The organism is Aliinostoc maniaoense, from assembly GCF_058172895.1.
The window spans coordinates 4,036,417-4,056,714 of record NZ_CP187952.1 but is presented as its reverse complement, the minus strand read 5'-3'; the positions used below and the strand labels follow the sequence as shown (position 1 = coordinate 4,056,714).

The following is a 20,298-nucleotide window of genomic DNA, read 5'->3' as shown; positions in this document are numbered from 1 at the left end:
TTAAGGTACGTTAGAAGCTAATATGCCCAAAATTTATGAATATTCAACGTTGGATTGCTAGGCGAGAATCAAATTGGCAGCGTTTAGATACCTTACTCAAACAGTTAGAAAGCAAGGGCTTAAAGTCCCTGAAAGCGTCTGAGATTAGAGAAGTAGCAAGTTTATACCGTTCCGTGGCGGCTGATTTGGCACGCGCCCGCACTCAACAAGTGGGCAATATTTTGATCCATAATTTACAATCCTTAACAACCCGCGCCTATACACAGATTTACCAAGGTTCTCGTCGGCAGGAATGGCAAGCAGTATGGCAATTTTATCTTTGGGGATTTCCTGCGATTATCCAAAAAACATTTCCCTATACTCTCACAGCGACAGCTTTGTTTTTTGTGGGGTTGCTAGTGGGGTGGTGGTATGGGTGGCAAGATCCGACTTTTATGTCCTTAATTGTGCCAGAAAGCTTAATTTCCCAAGTTAGGGATAAACATGAATTGTGGATGGGGTCAATTGTTGGGATTGAGCCTTTAGCCTCTAGCGGCATCATGATTAACAATATCAAAGTTTCCTTTGCTGCCGTAGCCGGGGGGATTACAGCCGGAGCTTTGACGATTTATATCATGGTATTTAATGGGTTATTAATTGGTGCGATCGCTACCTTAGTGGGTCAAAATAATTTAGCTTATCCTTTTTGGGCTTTTGTCTTCCCCCACGGTGCTTTAGAGTTACCCGCTATCTTTTTTGCTGGTGGGGCTGGTTTATTATTAGCAAAAGCCATTTTATTTCCTGGTAAATATCGCCGGGGGGATGCCTTAAAATTTTATGCTGGTCAAGCAGTACAGTTAGTATTTGGCATTGTACCAATGTTAATCATTGCGGGAATTATTGAAGGGTTTATATCACCTAACCCTATAATTCCAGACCCAATCAAATATTTATTTGGGTTAGGATTATTTATAATTTTAGTCATATATTGCAACCGCAAAATTACATCAGCCAATAGTTAGATTTATGAATTTTGAGTTTTGAATTTTTCCTGTACGGTTATTGCGATCGCTCTTGTTCATTAAACCGAACCTCTAGATATTTAAGAGTGATCTAGTGTGTTATTGAGGAAGCTTAAGACAAAGCTTTTTAACACTAAAAACTCAACTAAAAATATATTGCTGTCCTTTCAACTATAAAGCTGAAGATTACGCTTCCTAAAACCAAAATAGTGGATTTTTAGAGGTGATATTATGGCTCTTATTCGTTGGGAACCTTTCCGGGATATCGAACGCCTAGAACCATTTCGTGAAATTGATACCTTACAACGGCAAATGAATCGCCTGTTTGAAAGGTTAATGCCCACTGATGGCGGCGAAAGAACGGGATTTACATTCATGCCTGCTGCTGAACTTGAAGAAACAGACGATGCCATTCATCTAAAATTAGAAGTACCTGGTCTAGAATCCAAAGATATTAACGTAGAAGCTACACCCGACTCAATTTTAATTAGCGGTGAACGCAAATCTGAAACCAAAACTGAAGAAGGTGGTATGACTCGTTCTGAATTTCGCTACGGCAGATTCCAAAGAGAAATACCCTTACCTTGTCAAATTCAAAACGATAAAGTTCAAGCTGAATATAAAAATGGCATTCTGCGCTTAAATTTACCAAAAGCAGAATCCGAAAAACAAAAAGTTGTGAAAGTTAATCTCGGCTAATGTGAAAAACTAGCAGTAGTGGCGTGGCAAGCCTTAAATGATGGATTAGGCGTAGGTTGGGTTGAGGAACGAAACCCAACAGAATCTTGAAAGTGTTGGGTTTCCTAACGTCAACCCAACCTACATTTATTGCACTATTTTAGCCTTGACACGCTAGTAGGATATTTTGAATTTTGAATTGACCAGCACACCCCCAAAAAGAGGTAATTCCTATGGCAAAAGTAGTCGGTATTGATTTAGGGACAACCAACTCGTGTGTTGCTGTTATGGAAGGGGGACAACCAGCCGTTATTGCTAACGCAGAAGGACAAAGAATAACTCCCTCTGTGGTGGCATATACCAAAACTGGTGAACGTTTGGTAGGGCAAATTGCCCGACGGCAAGCTGTAATGAACCCAGAAAACACCTTTTATTCTGTCAAACGCTTCATTGGGCGTAAATTTGATGAAGTTACCCACGAAGCCACAGAGGTTTCTTATCGAGTCATGCGTGACAGCAACGGCAATGTGAAATTAGACTGTCCCGCCGTTAGTAAACAATTTGCGCCGGAAGAAATTTCTGCCCAAGTGTTGCGGAAACTCGTAGACGACGCTAGCAAATATTTAGGAGAAAAAGTTACCCAAGCTGTCATTACAGTTCCCGCTTACTTCAACGACTCCCAACGCCAAGCTACTAAAGATGCTGGGAAAATCGCTGGTATTGAAGTTCTCCGCATCATTAACGAACCCACAGCCGCCGCCCTCGCCTATGGTTTAGATAAGAAGCAAAACGAAACTATTTTAGTATTTGACCTTGGTGGTGGAACTTTTGATGTTTCTATCTTAGAAGTAGGCGATGGTGTATTTGAGGTAAAATCCACCAGTGGGGATACCCATTTAGGTGGTGACGACTTTGATAAAAAGATTGTCGATTGGCTAGCTCATGAATTTCAGGCTAATGAAGGTGTAGACTTACGTAAAGACAAGCAAGCACTGCAAAGATTAACAGAAGCTGCCGAAAAAGCCAAAATTGAACTTTCTAGTGCGACTCAAACTAATATCAATCTCCCCTTTATCACCGCTACCCAAGCAGGGCCAAAACATCTAGATATGACCCTGACACGGGCGAGATTTGAGGAGATGTGTGCAGATTTGTTTGACCGTTGCCGCAAACCGGTACAACAAGCCTTGCAAGACGCGAAACTCTCCCATACTCAACTCGATGAAGTTGTATTAGTTGGTGGTTCGACTCGCATTCCGGCTGTGCAAGCATTAGTTCGCCAGATAACTGGCAAAGACCCATGTCAAGGGGTGAACCCGGATGAAGTGGTAGCAGTTGGTGCAGCTATTCAAGCGGGTGTGCTATCTGGTGAAGTTAAAGATATCTTGTTGTTGGATGTAACTCCGTTGTCCTTGGGTGTAGAAACTCTCGGCGGTGTGATGACGAAGATTATTGAGCGTAACACTACTATCCCAGTGAAAAAATCTGAAGTCTTTTCTACTGCTGTTGATGGACAAACAAACGTAGAAATTCACGTTTTGCAAGGGGAACGAGAATTAGCTCAAAATAACAAGAGTTTAGGTAACTTCCGTTTAGATGGCATTCCTCCAGCACCTAGAGGTGTACCACAAATTGAGGTAACTTTTGATATTGATGCCAATGGGATTCTTTCAGTGACGGCAAAAGACCGGGCAACCAACAAACAGCAGTCAATTTCGATTACTGGTGCTTCTACCTTAGATAAAAGCGATGTAGAACGCATGGTTAAGGATGCAGAAGCCCACGCCGCCGAAGACCACCAACGCCGGGAACAAATAGACACCAAGAATTTAGCAGATTCTTTAGTTTATCAAGCAGAAAAACAACTGCGAGATTTAGGTGATAAAGTGAATGCTAGCGATCGCATTCGAGTAGAAGGGTTAATCAATGATTTACGAGAGGCGATTAACCAAGAGAATTTTGAAGGCATGAAATCTTTAACTAACGACTTGCAACAAGCTTTAATGCAAGTAGGTAGTGCTGTTTATGCTCAAGCCGCAGGAACAACTTCAGACGGCACACCCCCAGGTGAACAAAGAGGCGACGGGGAAGATGTGATTGATGCTGACTTTGTAGAAAGTAAGTAGAACGGTGTCAATAATTAAAGGTTTGTAGTAAGGACTAAAGTCCTTACTACGAACTAAATTCATTTTTTTTACATTACTTTAGATAGTTTGGTTTTTTCAAGTCGTTCTGACTTGAAAAAAGGGTGTAGGGGTAGGCTGTTGACTCTGTACCTTTTTTGGGATTTTGTCCATGCAAAAAATGTGCGTAGTTACGATGGCTGAAACTGTGTTTTGAGAAGGCTTTGAGGCACAAATTAAACATCGCGTACAAAATTACTAAAAACCGCCCAAATTTCAACAAAGTCAACAGCCTAGTGTAGGGGTGTAGGGGTAGGCTGTTGACTCTGTACTTTTTTTAGGGGTAAAAGTTCATGCAGTTTCTGTGTCTTCGTAATCAGGAGAAAATAATATTTTTCGTTTCGAGAGCGAAGACTGACCAAAAACCTGAAGAAACCATGCTTCAACATCAGCAAAGCTAATATTTAAAAGTGCATTTTTAACAACAGTAGTTGTTAAATCCATAGTCGATAGACATATGGTTAGTAGCATTTGACTGATTTCTTTAAATGGACAGCGAGCAGAAAATTGCTTGTATTTTCCAAAGAGTGATTCAATGACATCAGAAGTAGCCAAAAAAGTACCTTCATGCTTGATTTTGTTACATTGAACAGCTAGATAACCCAAAATATCTTGCTGAAGCTTCTGGAGACAATTATCATCATAATTATCTTGATTATTTGCGAAATGCACAAGAGAATCATGATTGATTCCTGATTGTTTAAGCTCAGTTTCGATACGGCGTGTTAGCAATACCATTTGATTCCATTTAATTAAATCTGATTGATAATCATTTAACCACCCCAACTTATCTCTGACTTTTTGATAAATCACTGTGGGGGCAATATCTGGAATCAGGCTAATTAGAGTTTCCACTGATGAGTTTAATAACTTAATTCCCCAATTAGTTAGCCTTTCAATATTAAAATAACGACATTGAGAACGCTGTGATGGCGGAGCTAAAAAAGATAATTCTGTTTGCTGTAATTGCTGCCTACATATGCTACACTTTTGGATAAATGATTGATATCTCTTATCTGATTCTAATTGATATTTTAATAGTAATGCCATTGCGTGAGTCACATCATGCGTATAAATTACCTCTGGATTATTTTCTTGATATAGCTTGATTCCACGCGCTAGGTCACTACTATTATCTGCAACGATTTGTCTTGGTACTCCCACCCTTTGGCTAATTTTATCTAATTGCTTTTCTATGATTTCTCCTTTGGTAGACTCCATTATTTCTATTGCTAGTATTTCTACGTCTTTATGTGATAATCCCCTCTTTTCCTCAATTACATTTGATAATAAGTATTCCTGTGACACCCCTAGCACAACTAAAGCTTTATGTTTTCCCAATGCTAAAGTAAAATCCACAATGTAAATCCAATCCCTGCGATACTCTTTTTCTCTTTTTAACTCATATATTGCTATTCTTCCTAACCATTTTCTAATACAGCTAAAGCTAGGAGTTGCCTGTGATTCACAATCATTAAATAATTCAAAAACTTTCTCTACACCTCTAAAACTAATCCCACTGTTGATTAACAAATGTATCGCTTGCTGAATTGTTTTTACATCATAATAGTGACCCTTAATCTTTAAGTCTGTTTCACCCATCTCCGATTCTATGTCGGCTGATTGGTTTTCGATTTCTGCTTTTTTTCGCTCTCCTCCTCCAACTTCAGTTTTTTTAACCTTGCTTCTGCCGCCATCGCACGCTTTTTCCACTTCTCTCTCGAATCCGTTAAGTCTCTCACTTTTATTTCTAAAGCTCTGATTTGCTTCTGTTTTACGACCGCCTTCTCTTTCCAGTTTTCTCTACCTTTCTTGAACAATCTCGCTAATCTACTCACTGGGCTTTTAAACTCTTGCATAGACTTTGACTTTGCTGGATTTTTCCGACACAATTATTGTATGAACTAATTCTGCCTTAAAACCGACAAAGTCAACAGCCTAGTGTAGGGGTGTAAGGGTATAGGGGTGTAAGGGAAAGACTTTTTCATGTGTTCTGGTGTACGGAGTTCATGATGGCTACTTAAATAGTGAGTGATTCATGCTGTTGTTAACAGCATGGTGTTTGTTTGGTGCTGAGTAGAAATACTTTACTCAGCACTTTAATGTCTTTAATTTTGTAGGCGCAAGCCTTCTCGTAGAGTAGTTTGAATTTTGAATTGTTAATCATGTTGTGAGTGTCAGCCATTTTTGATGCCATCCTGCGGTGGACATAAAAGTCTATCCAGAAAAGTACAATGTAAACACTAAAGTTTGTTTGTGTATAAATCTTTGTAAAGAAATTTTTCAACTGGCTGATATATAAATTTTTGGTGTTTAATTCCTCAAAAATATGGAAATAAATAGTACCTAGATGTCGATAATGAAATATATGCTAATAAGACAAGCAATTGATTGTTCCTAGTTTCTACTATGCCAACGCCAGCTGATGGAAATCCAGTAGACAACTAAACACACACGGATCTAAGATTGTTTGCTTGAATAGCTATATTGAGAGAATTGCAATTCCCCTTTTTTGATTATGACCAGTAAGCTAATTGATGTTAGAGAATATACTGTTAAAGCCCACAAAAGGCTGATTCATACTCGCGTGTTTAATTTTGTTTGTAAAGAATGCAACGAAGCTACAAAACGCGAAACTTTTGGCCCCCGTCCTTTATATTGTGAGAGATGTCGCCCACCACAACCACCGAAAAAATCTCAGCAGCCATCTCAAAAAGCTAAACCTCGGCCAATGTCTTATAAAAGTGACACCGATTTGGGTTGACGTAAAACTAAATGATGAATTATCAATTGCAATTAGAACCCCCTCCTCAAGACTTCGTTTCTCCATTGTTGGAACTACGAGACTATTATGCTCGCCTTGTAGAAGAGTACGAAACTTTGTATACACAGGCAAAATCCCAACTTGATCATGTACAAGCTTTGTTATCCACTTGGTCTGCGGATACAGATACAAATGGTCAAGTGGCAACTCTGGAAGCCAGACAAGAAGCATCTACCCCATCCCAGAAAGAGTCTTTGTTATCTCTATCTGATAGGGTTTCCCCTAGTACTATTCAATCGGTAGAATCTAGCCAAGGTGGCAGCCCCAGTTCACAAACTTTAGAAATCAAAGAACCTCTGAGTACGGTTGCAGATAACCAACAGACTCCACCTAAGATCACAGCCGAAAGCATTAAGGGCATTGACTTTCCCATGCTACCTGAGTATCACTCTATGAGTCGGATGGATGCTATTTCCAAACTCTTGCAAGAACATCTGGGCGCAGTTTGTCATATAGATTTTATTGTGCGATCGCTCTATGGTGAATTAGACCCACACATATTTAAGGTAGTTAAAGGTAGAGTCCAGTCTTCCCTCACCCAAGGGAGAGAAAAAAAAGCTTGGTTTGGCATACCTGACGAACCTGGTTGTTACACCTTAGATTTAAGTTTAGTAACTTCCAATCGCACTCATACCTATTCTCGCAATGGGAGAACTAGGAAAAAACCATCTCCACCAGCACCGAAGACTAGAATTGTACCAATGTTAAAACCCTATGAAGGTCAATTTTTAATTGATGCGCTGACTGCTTTCTTTCGACACAACCCAGGGAAAGTTTTTAGTGTGGCAGAAGTCATCACAGGACTTTATGGAGACATCGATGCGGATGATCACAGAGAAGTCAAAAGCAAGGTATTAAATGAATTATCACGAGGTTATCGCATAGGCAGATTTGATAGAATCCCCAAAAAAGTCGGCTTTTATACCTTAGATTTGGAGTTAGCCGCTAGTTCGGGATGAGGATGAGGGGGCAGGGGGCAGGGGGCAGGGGGCAGGGGGCAGGAGACAAGGGAGACAAGGTAGACAAGGTAGCAGAGGGCAGGGGAGCAGGGGAGCAGGGGAGCAGGGGAGCAGGGGAGCAGGGGAGCAGGGGGAGTAAAACTCTTCAATTTTGAATTTTGAATTTTGAATTTTGAATTGATTTGCCCCTACTCTCCCCACTCCAAAGTGCGTTTAACAGCTTTTTGCCAATGAGTAAAGTTAAGTATCGCTTGATGTCTTGCTTGGCTTGGCTCAAATATGCGGTCAATTTCTCGCTGCTGGACTAATGCGGTGTAACTCTGCCAAAATCCTACCGCTAAACCTGCGGCAAAGGCAGCACCTTGCACGGTGGTATCGCGCATGGTAGGCCGTTCTACGGGAATGCCTAATACATCGGCTTGGAACTGCATCAGGAAATTATTTTCGCACGCGCCACCATCTACAATTAAACGCTGCATAGGAGAACTACTAGAGGCGTTGATGGCTTGTACTACTTCTACCACTTGATAGGCGATCGCTTCCAATACAGCCCGAACTAAATGCTGGGGTTGGACACTAGCAGTAATCCCGAAAAATGCTCCCCTGGCGGACATATCCCAGTAGGGCGCACCTAGTCCACTCAATGCCGGCACAAAATAGACTCCGCCGTTATCAGCAACTTGCTCGGCCATTGTCTCCGTATCGGCCGCAGTTGTGATTAACTTGATGCCATCCCGTAACCATTGGATACAAGCACCACTAGTAAACATACTGCCTTCTAGCGCATAGCCTACATGGAAATTATCAGTTGAATTGGCTTGCGTCCAGGCTATTGTAGAAATTAATTGCTGTGGCGATCGCACAATATCATTACCAGTATGAGCCACTAAAAAGCTACCAGTACCGTAAGTACATTTCATCAAACCGGGGCGATCGCAACCATGACCAAATAAAGCTGCTTGTTGATCACCTAAAATAGCAGTGATGGGGATAGCTGCACCTAGTATTTCAGGATGAGTAACGCCAAATTCTCCTAAACTCGGTTGAATTTTCGGCAGAATATGCGCCGGAATCTGGAAAATGTCTAGTAATCTCTGATCCCAACTACAGGTTTTGAGATTCATTAACATTGTCCGACTAGCGTTGGTGTGGTCGGTGGCGTGGACTTTGCCCCCTGTCAAATTCCACAATATCCAACTATCAATAGTACCTGCCAGGACATGATTTAAATCAACGTCTGTGAGATGATCTAAGAGCCATCTAATTTTAGTAGCAGAGAAATAAGCATCAACGATTAAACCAGTGCGATCGTATATTTCCTGAGCGTAACCTTCCTCCTGTAATTGATTACACAGAGGAGCAGTCCGCCGATCTTGCCAAACAATCGCTTTATGTAGTGGTTTACCTGTAGTTTTATCCCACAGTAAGCAAGTTTCCCGTTGTACAGTCAGACCAATAGCTACAATTGCTGATGGCGGGATTTGAGATTGAGAAATTGCAGTTTTAATTACCCAGCAAGTATCCCGCCAAATTTCTTCAGCGTCATGTTCTAACCATCCCGGCTGGGGATAATATTGTGTGAGTTCTTTATAGGCCTGTCCGACAATCTTACCGTCAGCGTTAAAAATAAAAGCACGGTTTCCTGTCGTCCCTAAATCCAAGGCCAAAATATAACCAGATGATCTTGTGCTGCCCAATGTTGAATAAGGGGTATTACCAATTACAAATTGATATTACATCAAATTTCTTCAAATTTAATACTAACGCTGTTGCCTTGCCATGAGCATTTGCGGTTCAACGTTTTCCACATCAGGTATAGCTTCTAATTGAGTAATTCTTTGCAAAGCATCGCTGATTTTACCTGATTTTGCTCGTAACCAGGCTGCATGAGGAGCATAAACCAGAGTTTGGGCGACTTCATAACCTGCTTGATCAATTGCTGCTGTCTGTGATTCTACTTTAATGGCTTCGGTAAAGCGAATAAATACTAAGCCTGTGGGAACAGCAAATGAACCACCTTCTAGTGTATAGACAGGGCTGATAATATCTGTCATTTCTAAGTTCGGTTCACCCGCAAAAACGGCAATTTTACCTTCATTTAATACTAAAATTGCTGTAGATGGAGCAGTGCTTGATTGTTTGTAATGTACGGCGTAGTAACCAGGCTGACGGCTATAGGAGACAGTTCCATCTTTGCTAGTGGAAATTTGTTGAGGATATTCACTAAAGTAGTCTGGTTGAAATCTCACTTCAGTAATTAGGGGTAGAGAACAAGCCTGGAGGAAAAATTCAATCATCTTGGGGAATGCCAATAGAAACCGGGTTTCTAAAAATTTGATCTGGAAGTCCCTTATTTTCATTCTAAGGGAACACCAAAAAATAAATTATCCAAAATTGATGCTTGGGTAGGGTGCGTCAGTATGAAGAATATCTGATTATAGTTAGGTTATATCGCACTGACGCACCCTACAACTTGGATATTTTTTGATCTGGAAGTCCCTAATCACCTTGAGCAAAAAAAAGGATAAGCTCGAAGGCCTATCCTTTTTTGGGCATAGGGCAGGGGAGCTTAGTCCCCTAGCACAGACTACCCTGTGATCAACATAATTAATGATTAAGTTCCAGACTGCCAAGAATTGATGTACTCAATTTGCTCTGGAGTCAAGCTATCAATGTAAATACCTAAAGCTTGTAACTTCAAACGAGCAATTTCTTGGTCTACTTCCGTGGGAACTGAATGTAAGCCAGGTGCTAATTTACCTTGATTCTTGACTAGGTATTCACAAGCCAAGGCCTGATTCGCAAAACTCATGTCCATAACTGCGCTAGGATGTCCTTCTGCGGCAGCGAGGTTAATTAAGCGACCTTCACCTAGTACAATTACTGATTTACCACTGGGGAGCTGATATTGTTCTGTGAAGGGGCGGACTTGCTTGATTTCGGTGGCTTTGCTAGCTAAGTATTTCAGGTCAAGTTCAATATCAAAGTGACCAGAGTTACAAACGATCGCACCATCTTTCATCACGTCGAAATGTTCACCGCGAATGACGTGCTTGTTACCAGTCACAGTAATGAACAAATCACCTTGGGGTGCGGCTTCCGCCATTGGTAATACCCGGAAACCGTCCATGACGGCTTCAATGGCTTTAATGGGGTCGATTTCGGTGACGATGACGTTAGCACCTAAACCACGGGCGCGGAGTGCTGTTCCTTTACCGCACCAACCGTAGCCAACTACAACTACAGTTTTACCAGCTAAAAGGATATTTGTAGCGCGGATGATACCGTCTAGGGTAGATTGACCTGTACCGTAGCGGTTATCAAAGAAATGCTTGGTGTCAGCGTCGTTAACGTTGACTGCGGGGAAAGTGAGAACGCCATCATTAAACATGGCTTTGAGGCGGACAATCCCGGTGGTTGTTTCTTCGGTAGTACCAATCAAATCAGCAATTTGATTTTGGCGTTCTTTAACGAGGGTGGCAACTACGTCGCTACCGTCATCAATGATAATGTTGGGACGGTGATCTAGGGCGATGTTGACGTGGCGTTCATAGGTTTGTGCGTCTTCGCCTTTAATCGCAAATACGGGAATTTCGTAATCGGTGACTAAGCAAGCTGCTACGTCATCTTGAGTTGATAAGGGATTACTCGCAATTAACAGCGCGTCTGCACCACCAGCTTTCAGGGCGATCGCCAAATGAGCAGTTTCTGTGGTAACGTGGGCGCAAGCTACCAAACGTAAACCAGCAAAGGGTTTTTCTTTGGCAAAGCGATCGCGGATTTGCCGTAAAACTGGCATTTCCCGTCCAGCCCATTCAATACGCTGTCTTCCCAAGGGAGCGAGGCCGAGGTCTTTAACCTCGTGCTTTAATCGGGGAGATGTTGCGGTCATTAAAAAGTTTCCTCAAAAAAAGTAACAAGAGCTACGCAATTTTACACGCACTCTTCTAGAGTATGCCATGACTCTAGAAATTTAGCTGTAATTAGCAAACAGCTAGTCAAAGCTGCCGTGAACTAGCCTGACGGTTGATAAGCTTCCTGTCAATTGCATCTTTGGGTTTTTTCTTTTAACTTTATTTTTGGTAAGAGTATTACAAAGATTTCTCTAAGTTATCACTCGCGCTAGATGAAGTGAATTGTCATCTATCTTTAGACAAATAACTCTCAAGCAAATTCATGATATAAAACTACACGAAAACCAAAAATTCAACTTTTGATAGGTACAATCACGGAATTTAATCGTAGAGGATATCTAGAGAATTTATCAGCATTAGGAGGTGTTTGAGTGCGCGTTAAATTTTTGGCGATCGCAGGTTCAATGGTTGTTGCCGTTGTATCTGTACCAAAAGCTACAGCCCAGATTCCTCTTGTACCGCAACTACCAGCTGCTAGCAGTACGAGCAACGATATTACTAACAGAACAGTTTCCGACTGGGTATATTTAGATGGTCGGCGATTGTTCCAGATAGCAGCATCAAGAAGTAATTTTTCTGATCGTTCTCAGAATATCCAGAAGAATTTAGCTGCCATCAGTCAAAAATTCTTCCAGTCTGATGCACAACAAATTGATGTCACAACTCGAATCGTCAACGGATTACCCATCATTGAAGTCAACGGTAAATATTTGATGACCGTGACTACCGCCGATGCCAGACTACAACAGGTAGATCCCTCAACATTAGCCAATCAAATCGCTGAAGATTTAAAGACAGGATTAGAACGGGCTAAACAAGAACGCCAACCCCAATTTTTAATCAACCAAGGTCAAATCGCCGTAGGTATTGGATTCGCCATCATGGTAGCTAGTTGGGGGGTATATACTTGGCAGAGACGTTCCCAAAAACATCGAGCTAGCCCAACTCTACAAACTCCACGCAAAGCGCAGAATATTACCACTCAACTTAATGAACAGCAGCACCAACATCTGCAAGAAGTTAAAAAACGCCTGTTTCAAATCGCTCAAGTCGGGATTTGGGGCGGTGGCAGTTTTACCATTTTAGGTTTATTTCCCTATACACGCATCCTACAAGTAGGAATTGTCACCGCCGCTCAAATTCCTCTGAAGTTGGGTGTTGTGTTACTGGGAACTTATGTAGTTATTCGTTTAAGTTATGCCTTAATTGACCGTTTCACTTCTACATTAATTAGTAGTGGTGCTTTACTCAACTCAGAAACCTCTGAACGTATACAACTGCGAGTTTCTACATTTTCTGGGGTGACTAAAAGTATTGTCACTATCATTTGGGTAGCAGTTGGCATCTTGATGGGGCTGATTTTATTTGGGATAGATATTGTTCCCTTGTTAGCAGGTGCGGGTTTAGTGGGTGTGGCGGTGTCTTTAGCTTCCCAAAACCTGATTAAAGATGCTATTAACGGCTTTTTAATCATTATCGAAGACCAATACGCCCTAGGAGATGTAATTGCCGTGGGAGATGTCGGCGGCTTAGTAGAAAATCTGAATCTACGGATGACTCAACTCCGAGATGCTGAAGGACGCTTAATTACTATTCCCAATAGTGAAATTAAAGTTGTCGCTAATCTTTCTAGCCGTTGGTCAAGAGCCGACTTAACAATTCCTGTAGACTATAACACCGATATTGAGAAAGCCTTTCAGCTAATTAAAAACGTAGCCTTGGAGATGAATCAAGACCAGCAATGGAAACGTCAAATTATCGAAACACCGCAAGTATTAGGCATAGATAATTTTGGCGATCGCGGTTTAATGATTCGAGTATGGATTAAAACCCAACCCCTCAAGCAATGGGATGTTGCACGAGAATATCGCCGCCGCCTGAAAATCGCCTTCGATCAAGCCGGAGTCCAAATTCCCGTACCACAACAAGCCATTTGGGTAAATGACTCCCAATTACTCAACTCTCATGAAAATGGGCAAGTTGGTTGATAGGGAATTGGGCATAGGGAATTGGGCATAGGGAATTGGGCATGGGGCATGGGGCATTGGGGAATAGGACGCTTGTTAAGCTGAAACCTTGTCAGGGCAGGGTGTGGGAGGTGTGGGATGGTGGAGAAGAAAGAGAGGATGGGGAAGGGTGGGAGGATGGGGAAAGAAATCTTGTTCTCCCCACACTCCCCACACTCCCCTTTCCCCCCACACTCCCCACACTCCCCACACTCCCCACACTCCCCACACTCCCCACACTCCCCACACTCCCCACACTCCCCACACTCCCCACACTCCCCACACTCCCCTTTCCCCCCACACTCCCCCTGCTCCCTTGCTCCCTGCTCCCCTGCCCCCTTGTCTGCCTTGTCCTCCTTGTCTCCCTTGTCTCCCCTTCCCTCCCCTACACCCCTACACCCCCACACCCCTACCCTTCATAAATAAAATCCCTAGAAAAACCAAAACTGATTTTTTTTTGCTATGGTGATCCCAAAGGAAATATTAAGGGAGCAGCTAGTATAAAAACGCGATTTTTCGCGTCTACTCACCTGCCGCCAAAATTACAGAACATATTTGACAAACAAATTTCAGCTAATCAACCAGAGAGTTAGAGACTTACAGACAATAAAATAAGCAATTTATTCTTTATCCCCCCTGCTCCCTGCCCCCTGCCCCCTGCTCTCTGCCCCCTGCCCCCTGCCCACACAGCAATTGATTCTTCACAGCCCCTTAAATTTGGGAGGTAATATTTATGGTTACAGTATCTCATCACGCTGTGGCTCAATTCTCCAAAGAGAAATCACTTGTTCTCTGGTTTGATGAAGTTGGCATTACGGATATAGCTTTAGTGGGTGGGAAGAATGCTTCTTTGGGGGAAATGATTCAACGACTGACACCCAAAGGCGTAAATGTCCCTAGAGGATTTGCGACTACAGCTTACGCTTACCGTTATTTTATCCAGTCGGCTGGGTTGGAAGCACAGTTACGAGAACTGTTTGCTGACTTGGATGTAGACAATGTGAAAAATTTACAAGCCAAGGGGAAACAGGCGCGATCGCTGCTGATGAACACGCCATTTCCTTTAGAATTACAACAGGCGATCGCTGATGCTTATACAACTTTGTGTGAACTCTATCATCCCAACACAGATGTAGCAGTTCGCTCTAGTGCTACCGCCGAAGATTTACCTGATGCAAGTTTTGCTGGACAACAAGAAACCTATTTAAATATTGTTGGTGTAGAGGCAGTATTAACAGCTTGTCATCAATGTTTTGCTTCCCTATTTACAGACCGTGCTATTTCTTACCGTCACACTAAAGGATTTGATCATTTTAGCGTCGCCCTGGCTGTAGGGGTGCAGAAAATGGTGCGTTCTGACTTAGCTACCTCTGGGGTGATGTTTTCTATTGATACTGAAACCGGGTTTAAAGATGCGGCTTTAATTACTGCTGCCTATGGCTTAGGCGAAAACGTTGTCCAGGGAACAGTTAACCCGGATGAATATTATGTATTTAAACCAACTTTAAAAGCAGGTTTTAGTCCAATTATCGATAAAAAATTGGGCAGTAAACAATTAAAAATGGTCTATGAAAAAGGCTCTCAATCTACTAAAAATATAACTGTATCTGATTTAGAAAAAAATCAATTTGCCCTGAGTGATCAAGAGATTTTACAACTAGGAAATTGGGCTTGTTTAATTGAAGACCATTATTCCCAAGTCAACGGTATTTATACGCCGATGGATATTGAATGGGCTAAAGATGGGATGACAAATCAATTATTTATTGTGCAAGCGCGTCCCGAAACTGTCCAGTCTCAGAAGCGGGGTAATGTACTTAGGAGTTATCGGTTGGTATTGGGGAATGGTGCAGACGGGATGAATTGCGTTCCTACAAAGCCGCTCATGCCATTAGTTACAGGTAGAGCAATTGGGGAAGCAATTAGTCAAGGAAAAGTGCGGGTAATTTTAGATGTCAAACAAATCGAACAATTCCAGGCGGGGGATGTTTTAGTAACAGAGAGAACTGACCCCGACTGGGAACCGATTATGAAACGCGCCAGTGCTATTATTACCAATGCTGGGGGACGTACTTGTCATGCAGCGATTATCGCACGAGAATTAGGTGTACCTGCGATCGTTGGTTGTGGTTATGCAACCCAAGTATTAACCACCGGTCAAGAGGTGACAGTTTCTTGTGCGGAAGGGGAAGAAGGTAAAGTATATTCAGGTTTATTACCTTTTGAAGTTAAAGAAGTACCTTTAGAAAACTTACCTCGCACCCGTACCCAAATTTTAATGAATGTTGGTAATCCTCAAGAAGCGTTGAGTTTATCGGCAATTCCCAATGATGGAGTCGGTTTAGCTAGAACTGAGTTTATTATTGCCAACCAAATTCAAATTCATCCTCTGGCGTTAATTCACTATGACGAATTAGAAGATGCAGACGCAAAAGCTAAAATTGCTGCCATCACCGCCATGTATGAGCATAAACCCCAGTATTTTGTTGATAAATTAGCCCAAGGAATAGGTAGAATTGCCGCCGCTTTTTATCCCAAACCTGTAATTGTGCGAATGTCAGATTTTAAGTCTAACGAGTACGCCAACTTAGAAGGCGGTAGACAATTTGAACCGAAAGAAGAAAATCCCATGCTGGGCTGGCGGGGTGCGGCCAGATATTATGATCCAGGTTACAAAGAAGGTTTTGCTTTAGAGTGTCAAGCTATTAAGCGAGTCCGGGAAGATATGGGTTTAACCAACGTTATCCCGATGATTCCCTTCTGTCGTACCCCTGAAGAAGGACGGCTAGTTTTAGCAGAGATGGCGAAAAATGGTTTAAAACAAGGCGTGAACAACTTACAAGTTTATGTCATGTGTGAGTTGCCTAGTAATGTGATTATGGCGGAACAGTTTGCTGATGTCTTTGATGGTTTCTCCATTGGTTCTAATGATTTAACTCAATTGACACTAGGATTAGATAGAGATTCAGCTTTAGTGGCACGACTATTTGACGAACGCAGCCCGGCTGTGAAACAAATGGTCAAAATGGCCATAGAAGCAGCCAAAAAGCACAACCGCAAAATCGGTATTTGCGGACAAGCACCCAGCGATTATCCCGAATTTGCTCAGTTTTTAGTGGAACAGGGGATTGATTCTATTAGCCTTAATCCTGACTCAGTGTTAAAGACTATGTTAGAGGTGGCAAAGGTTGAACAGATGTGAGGGACTGGGGACAAATCAATTCTAAATTCAAAATTCAAAAATGATGGCTTGGGAGGGTCTACTACTTCCCTCAATATATTAAAGTTGGGTTGAGGAACGTAGACCCGGAGGAGCTTTGAAAGTCATAAGGCGTTATGAATATGAATTTAAGCTTTAAATTAACATTGCACCACCATCACTAAGAATGGTAGTCCCTGTTAGATAACTATTGTTCATTAGAAATAAATAGGCTTCTGCTATTTGTGAGAATTTTCCTAGTCCTAGAGGAATTTTGTCTTCCATTTCTTTTAACGTTGTAAACCCTGGAGCAACAGCATTGACTCTAATCGGAGCGATTTCTAAGGCAAGAGCTTTACATAAAGATTCCACTCCACCATTAATCATACTTAGCGTAGAAAAACCAAAATAGGGACGAATGCCCAAACTTCCTGAAGAAAAGACAATACTCCCCCCCGAATTAATTTGTTTATAAGCTAATTTAGCGATATTGTATTGACCCCAAAACTTGGTTTCAAATGCGTGACGGACATCTGAGGTATTTAACTCTAAGAATGGAGCAACAATTAAAGGAGACTTCACCGTTATGGCAATATGATCGATACAACCTACTTTTTCTAATAATTTTTTGATTTCACTTTCTTTAGTGATATCGAACGAAAAGTATTTACACTCTTTGAGCTTGTTAATTTTTCGTAATTCAGGGGCTTGTTCTTCAGCAGATTTGGAAGCAATAATCACATTACTTCCTTGTTGTTTAACTTGTTGAGCTAAAGCTAGTCCAATTCCTGAACTTCCGCCAACAATAAGAACTGTCTGATTTTTCATGTTGATTATAAGTAAAAGAAAAATTTTTAATTATTCGCTGCTTTTTGCTCTCTTTTGTTTCTTTCTGGATCGGTTTCTAGTTCAATATACAATGAATCAATTCCCTCTCTTTCTAAAAGTTCTAATATGGCTAGGTTTAATTTTCTTTCAGCAGCAAAATAAAAACTAAGAGAACTGACATAAGCTCTAATTTCAATAACACGAGCATTCTGTTCAATTTTTTTAAACCTGACTAAACATTTCTCATAACACCCTTCAATAGATGCTGGCAATTTTTCGATTCCCTCACAAATACGGTGAGTTTGTTGGGCTGAAATACCATCAATATTTAGATGCAAATTAATCCCAAATTTTCCTTCTTCTTCGGCATTTTGTGACCAATTGGCAACGATTCCAGAAATCATTTTTGAATTTGGCATTTTCGTAATAGAACCCCATACAGTATCATGAATGGTTGTAGTTCTAAAACCAACATTTAATACTTGCACCATGTTTGAAAATCCTGAAATGACCAACCAATCTCCTTCTTTATAAATCGAGTCAGAATAAATAATTAAGGTACAAAACCAATCATAAAGGATATCTTTGAATAATAAACCTAATGTGATTCCTGCCCCTCCTAATAGTCCAACAAGAGCAGCCGCAGACTGTCCTAAAAATAGCTCGCTTATCTTGAGAGTTATGAGAATAATCGCAATTGCTTGGAAAATTTTGGGCATCAAAGGCTTCAATAATTCATCGAGGTCACTATCAGTATGGAGCAATATCTCTGCAATGATTTGACCAAAGATAGAAGAAGCTCGATAAACAAAATAAGCAATGATTAAAAGAACAATTAGATTAATAAATTGATCGAGTGTTTGACTTAAATTAGCACCTAAGTTTTCTGATAGAATCTCTTTACTTAGCCACAATCCACCAATCAGAATTATACCGCTTAAGCAGGGTTTCAAAATACCAATTAACTCATCATCGAATTTACTTTGAGTTTTGCTAGTGAAGCGTTCAATACGTTTGAGAATAATTTTGGTCAAAAACACCCTCAAAAACTGAGTCACCGCTAGAATAATTACAACAATTGCAATTTTACCAATGGGGAAGCCAGAGGCATTAATGTTTGTCAGAGTAGTCCAAAGTGTTTCCATAATTTCTTATACTCTCGAAATATTCAAGAAATTCTTTATTCTCGTTATTGCTAATGGGTAAGTTTTGATAGGGACATAACATGGTTGTTATAAACGAGAGCAGGATAAAATTGATCCGTTTCTCCCCCCAAAAAGCCATAATAGCGTTCAAAATATGTACACAGCAATTATGTGATTATTTGATGCCAACAAACATTCTAAAATTCCAACTTTTATATGTTTAAATAAACACCACAAAAAAGTGTATAGTTGTGTTATTCTCTTTAATACTCGCTAAATCTAACGATTACTTTATTTTGCTCAACCATAATCTCAATCTATGTCCCTCATCTTCAGAGTATGGCTCTCATAACGATCCTGTGATCATCACTCGCCAGTTTCACGATCTTGATGCTTTTGCTGAAGCCATCAAACCATTGAATGTGACTGCTAACCAGTTAACCCGAGGTAATTTTAGGGGGAGCGTTAATTTTGCAGACTTTAGGGGTCTGAAGTTTACCGACGTTAATCAAAATCAAGCCTTGAAAGTAACTGGGCCTAAGGCTTCTGACGACCTTGTATTTGCGATCGCACTTCAAAGCGGTCAGACACAAGTCATGTCTTATGGTTGCCCGATCAAAAAACGCGATATATTTGGGTTCGATCCGGTCCGAGAAACGGATGTCGTTACAGCAAAAGACAGTCTCATAGCCATAGCGAGTGTTAATTTGTCAGTTTTCCAGTCCTTATGTAACCAAATGGGATACGATTTAGGGCAAAAATTTCTCAAACAGAATTTGATTCGTCTCCACCAAGCTACATTGCGCTCTCTAAGAGCTTATTATCAAGCAATCAGTCAAATATTTATCAGCCAACCATCATTATTAACGCAACCACAGATGCGAACAGTGATCATGGAAGATTTTTTGCCATTGCTGATCAACACGGTGGGAAAAAGTACACAGAAAAATTCATACAGATTAAAAACCTTCCGTCGTTATTCCCTGATCAAACAAGCTGAAGAGATTGCTTTATCTTTTCCCGATCGCCCTTTAACCCTGCAACAATTATGTAACGAATTAGGAACTAGTAGCAGTGCCTTATCTTATGGCTTTCGAGAGATTTTTGGCTTAAGTCCAATGGCTTATCTAAAGATTCAACGGCTTAATGGAGTACGTCGCACTTTAAGAAATAGTGATCCCAATACAACAACGGTGATGCAGGTAGCTCACCAATGGGGATTTTGGAGTGCGGGACATTTTTCCAGAGATTACAAGGAAATGTTCGGTGAGTCACCATTGCAAACTCTGCGGACATTGCATAATTCTTAGACTATGGCGCGGTAAACGAAATGTAGCTTTCCAATAACTTTCATCATATCTCAGTAAACAAGAGTATAAATATTTACATTTAAAAAACAAAATACTTCTTGCGGAAGTTGGCAGGTGTTAATTAGCTGAAGGGGTGACAAAGAAGCTACAAAGCAGACTGGATAACAGACATAGCACGTAGACCATTGCGAAAATAGGGTAGTGGCGTGTCAAGGCTAAAAAACCTGAGTTCGGGATAAGCTCAAACCATG

Annotated in this window: 16 protein-coding genes; 9 read left to right on the top strand and 7 right to left on the bottom strand. The window is 41.2% G+C overall.

The annotated features are described in order from the left end of the window. Positions 1 to 35 precede the first annotated feature (35 nt). From ACPZ3T_RS17540 to dnaK, 3 genes are all read left to right on the top strand, one after another. Positions 36 to 1,001 carry a stage II sporulation protein M gene (locus ACPZ3T_RS17540; protein WP_490270750.1) on the top strand — a complete coding sequence of 322 codons (966 nt, stop codon included), beginning with the start codon at positions 36 to 38 and terminating at the stop codon, positions 999 to 1,001. 231 nt (positions 1,002 to 1,232) lie between these two features. Further along, the gene (locus ACPZ3T_RS17535) at positions 1,233 to 1,700 is read left to right on the top strand and encodes an Hsp20/alpha crystallin family protein (protein ID WP_490270749.1); all 468 of its coding nucleotides are present in this window, start codon (positions 1,233 to 1,235) and stop codon (positions 1,698 to 1,700) included. 212 nt (positions 1,701 to 1,912) lie between these two features. Further along, positions 1,913 to 3,805 carry a molecular chaperone DnaK gene (gene dnaK / locus ACPZ3T_RS17530; RefSeq protein WP_490270748.1) on the top strand — a complete coding sequence of 631 codons (1,893 nt, stop codon included), beginning with the start codon at positions 1,913 to 1,915 and terminating at the stop codon, positions 3,803 to 3,805. A gap of 348 nt (positions 3,806 to 4,153) precedes the next feature. Here dnaK and ACPZ3T_RS17525 read toward each other — a convergent pair whose 3' ends face one another. After that, positions 4,154 to 5,575, bottom strand: a complete 1,422-nt coding sequence (locus ACPZ3T_RS17525; RefSeq protein ID WP_490270384.1) for a hypothetical protein — start codon at positions 5,573 to 5,575, stop codon at positions 4,154 to 4,156. 805 nt (positions 5,576 to 6,380) lie between these two features. On the opposite strand from ACPZ3T_RS17525, the gene ACPZ3T_RS17520 reads away from it, so the two are divergent. Genes ACPZ3T_RS17520 through ACPZ3T_RS17510 form a run of 3 tightly spaced genes read left to right on the top strand, consistent with a single transcriptional unit; the run spans position 6,381 to position 7,800 of the window. Next, on the top strand, positions 6,381 to 6,626 hold the full coding sequence (locus ACPZ3T_RS17520; RefSeq protein WP_490270747.1) for a hypothetical protein: 246 nt from the start codon (positions 6,381 to 6,383) through the stop codon (positions 6,624 to 6,626). An 11-nt stretch (positions 6,627 to 6,637) separates the two neighbouring features. After that, the gene (locus ACPZ3T_RS17515) at positions 6,638 to 7,645 is read left to right on the top strand and encodes a hypothetical protein (RefSeq protein WP_490270746.1); all 1,008 of its coding nucleotides are present in this window, start codon (positions 6,638 to 6,640) and stop codon (positions 7,643 to 7,645) included. Between the two features lie 2 nt (positions 7,646 to 7,647). After that, entirely contained in the window at positions 7,648 to 7,800 is a 153-nt protein-coding gene (locus ACPZ3T_RS17510) for a hypothetical protein (RefSeq protein ID WP_490270745.1), read from the top strand. 33 nt (positions 7,801 to 7,833) lie between these two features. On the opposite strand, the gene glpK is transcribed toward ACPZ3T_RS17510, so the two are convergent. The 3 genes from glpK to ahcY all read right to left on the bottom strand — a co-directional run bounded on the left by glpK (position 7,834) and on the right by ahcY (position 11,537). Further along, positions 7,834 to 9,342 carry a glycerol kinase GlpK gene (gene glpK, locus ACPZ3T_RS17505; protein ID WP_490270744.1) on the bottom strand — a complete coding sequence of 503 codons (1,509 nt, stop codon included), beginning with the start codon at positions 9,340 to 9,342 and terminating at the stop codon, positions 7,834 to 7,836. A gap of 63 nt (positions 9,343 to 9,405) precedes the next feature. Beyond that, entirely contained in the window at positions 9,406 to 10,005 is a 600-nt protein-coding gene (locus tag ACPZ3T_RS17500; protein WP_490270743.1) for a hypothetical protein, read from the bottom strand. Positions 10,006 to 10,259: 254 nt separating this feature from the next. After that, positions 10,260 to 11,537, bottom strand: coding sequence for an adenosylhomocysteinase (gene ahcY, locus ACPZ3T_RS17495; RefSeq protein WP_490270742.1), 1,278 nt, complete (start codon positions 11,535 to 11,537; stop codon positions 10,260 to 10,262). Between the two features lie 393 nt (positions 11,538 to 11,930). Here ahcY and ACPZ3T_RS17490 point away from each other — a divergent pair, with 393 nt between their 5' ends. Continuing rightward, positions 11,931 to 13,547: a mechanosensitive ion channel family protein gene (locus ACPZ3T_RS17490; RefSeq protein ID WP_490270741.1), complete on the top strand. Its 1,617-nt coding sequence runs from the start codon at positions 11,931 to 11,933 to the stop codon at positions 13,545 to 13,547. Here ACPZ3T_RS17490 and ACPZ3T_RS17485 read toward each other — a convergent pair. Beyond that, complete coding sequence (locus ACPZ3T_RS17485) at positions 13,523 to 13,972, bottom strand: hypothetical protein (protein ID WP_490270740.1); 450 nt, start codon at positions 13,970 to 13,972, stop codon at positions 13,523 to 13,525. The genes ACPZ3T_RS17490 and ACPZ3T_RS17485 overlap by 25 nt on opposite strands. Before the next feature lie 326 nt (positions 13,973 to 14,298). On the opposite strand from ACPZ3T_RS17485, the gene ppsA reads away from it, so the two are divergent. Continuing rightward, positions 14,299 to 16,767 (top strand): phosphoenolpyruvate synthase, encoded by a 2,469-nt coding sequence (ppsA, locus tag ACPZ3T_RS17480; RefSeq protein WP_490270739.1) that lies wholly within the window; start codon positions 14,299 to 14,301, stop codon positions 16,765 to 16,767. 153 nt (positions 16,768 to 16,920) lie between these two features. Here the strand turns inward: ppsA and ACPZ3T_RS17475 are convergent, their stop codons facing one another. Then, on the bottom strand, positions 16,921 to 17,592 hold the full coding sequence (locus tag ACPZ3T_RS17475) for an SDR family oxidoreductase (RefSeq protein WP_490270738.1): 672 nt from the start codon (positions 17,590 to 17,592) through the stop codon (positions 16,921 to 16,923). A gap of 26 nt (positions 17,593 to 17,618) precedes the next feature. After that, positions 17,619 to 18,737 (bottom strand): mechanosensitive ion channel family protein, encoded by a 1,119-nt coding sequence (locus ACPZ3T_RS17470; RefSeq protein ID WP_490270737.1) that lies wholly within the window; start codon positions 18,735 to 18,737, stop codon positions 17,619 to 17,621. Positions 18,738 to 18,988: 251 nt separating this feature from the next. Between ACPZ3T_RS17470 and ACPZ3T_RS17465 the strand changes: the two genes are divergently transcribed. Further along, positions 18,989 to 20,047, top strand: coding sequence for a helix-turn-helix domain-containing protein (locus ACPZ3T_RS17465; protein WP_490270736.1), 1,059 nt, complete (start codon positions 18,989 to 18,991; stop codon positions 20,045 to 20,047). The last annotated feature ends 251 nt before the right edge of the window (positions 20,048 to 20,298 follow it).

Excerpts from the sequence above, each read along its gene's own strand:
- ACPZ3T_RS17535 (WP_490270749.1), top strand. The coding sequence starts at position 1,233 with ATGGCTCTTATTCGTTGGGAACCTTTCCGGGATATCGAACGCCTAGAA.
- ACPZ3T_RS17540 (WP_490270750.1), top strand. The coding sequence starts at position 36 with ATGAATATTCAACGTTGGATTGCTAGGCGAGAATCAAATTGGCAGCGT.
- ACPZ3T_RS17510 (WP_490270745.1), top strand. The coding sequence starts at position 7,648 with ATGAGGGGGCAGGGGGCAGGGGGCAGGGGGCAGGGGGCAGGAGACAAG.
- ACPZ3T_RS17520 (WP_490270747.1), top strand. The coding sequence starts at position 6,381 with ATGACCAGTAAGCTAATTGATGTTAGAGAATATACTGTTAAAGCCCAC.
- ACPZ3T_RS17470 (WP_490270737.1), bottom strand. The coding sequence starts at position 18,737 with ATGGAAACACTTTGGACTACTCTGACAAACATTAATGCCTCTGGCTTC.
- ACPZ3T_RS17475 (WP_490270738.1), bottom strand. The coding sequence starts at position 17,592 with ATGAAAAATCAGACAGTTCTTATTGTTGGCGGAAGTTCAGGAATTGGA.
- ahcY (WP_490270742.1), bottom strand. The coding sequence starts at position 11,537 with ATGACCGCAACATCTCCCCGATTAAAGCACGAGGTTAAAGACCTCGGC.
- ppsA (WP_490270739.1), top strand. The coding sequence starts at position 14,299 with ATGGTTACAGTATCTCATCACGCTGTGGCTCAATTCTCCAAAGAGAAA.
- ACPZ3T_RS17515 (WP_490270746.1), top strand. The coding sequence starts at position 6,638 with ATGATGAATTATCAATTGCAATTAGAACCCCCTCCTCAAGACTTCGTT.
- ACPZ3T_RS17500 (WP_490270743.1), bottom strand. The coding sequence starts at position 10,005 with ATGAAAATAAGGGACTTCCAGATCAAATTTTTAGAAACCCGGTTTCTA.
- dnaK (WP_490270748.1), top strand. The coding sequence starts at position 1,913 with ATGGCAAAAGTAGTCGGTATTGATTTAGGGACAACCAACTCGTGTGTT.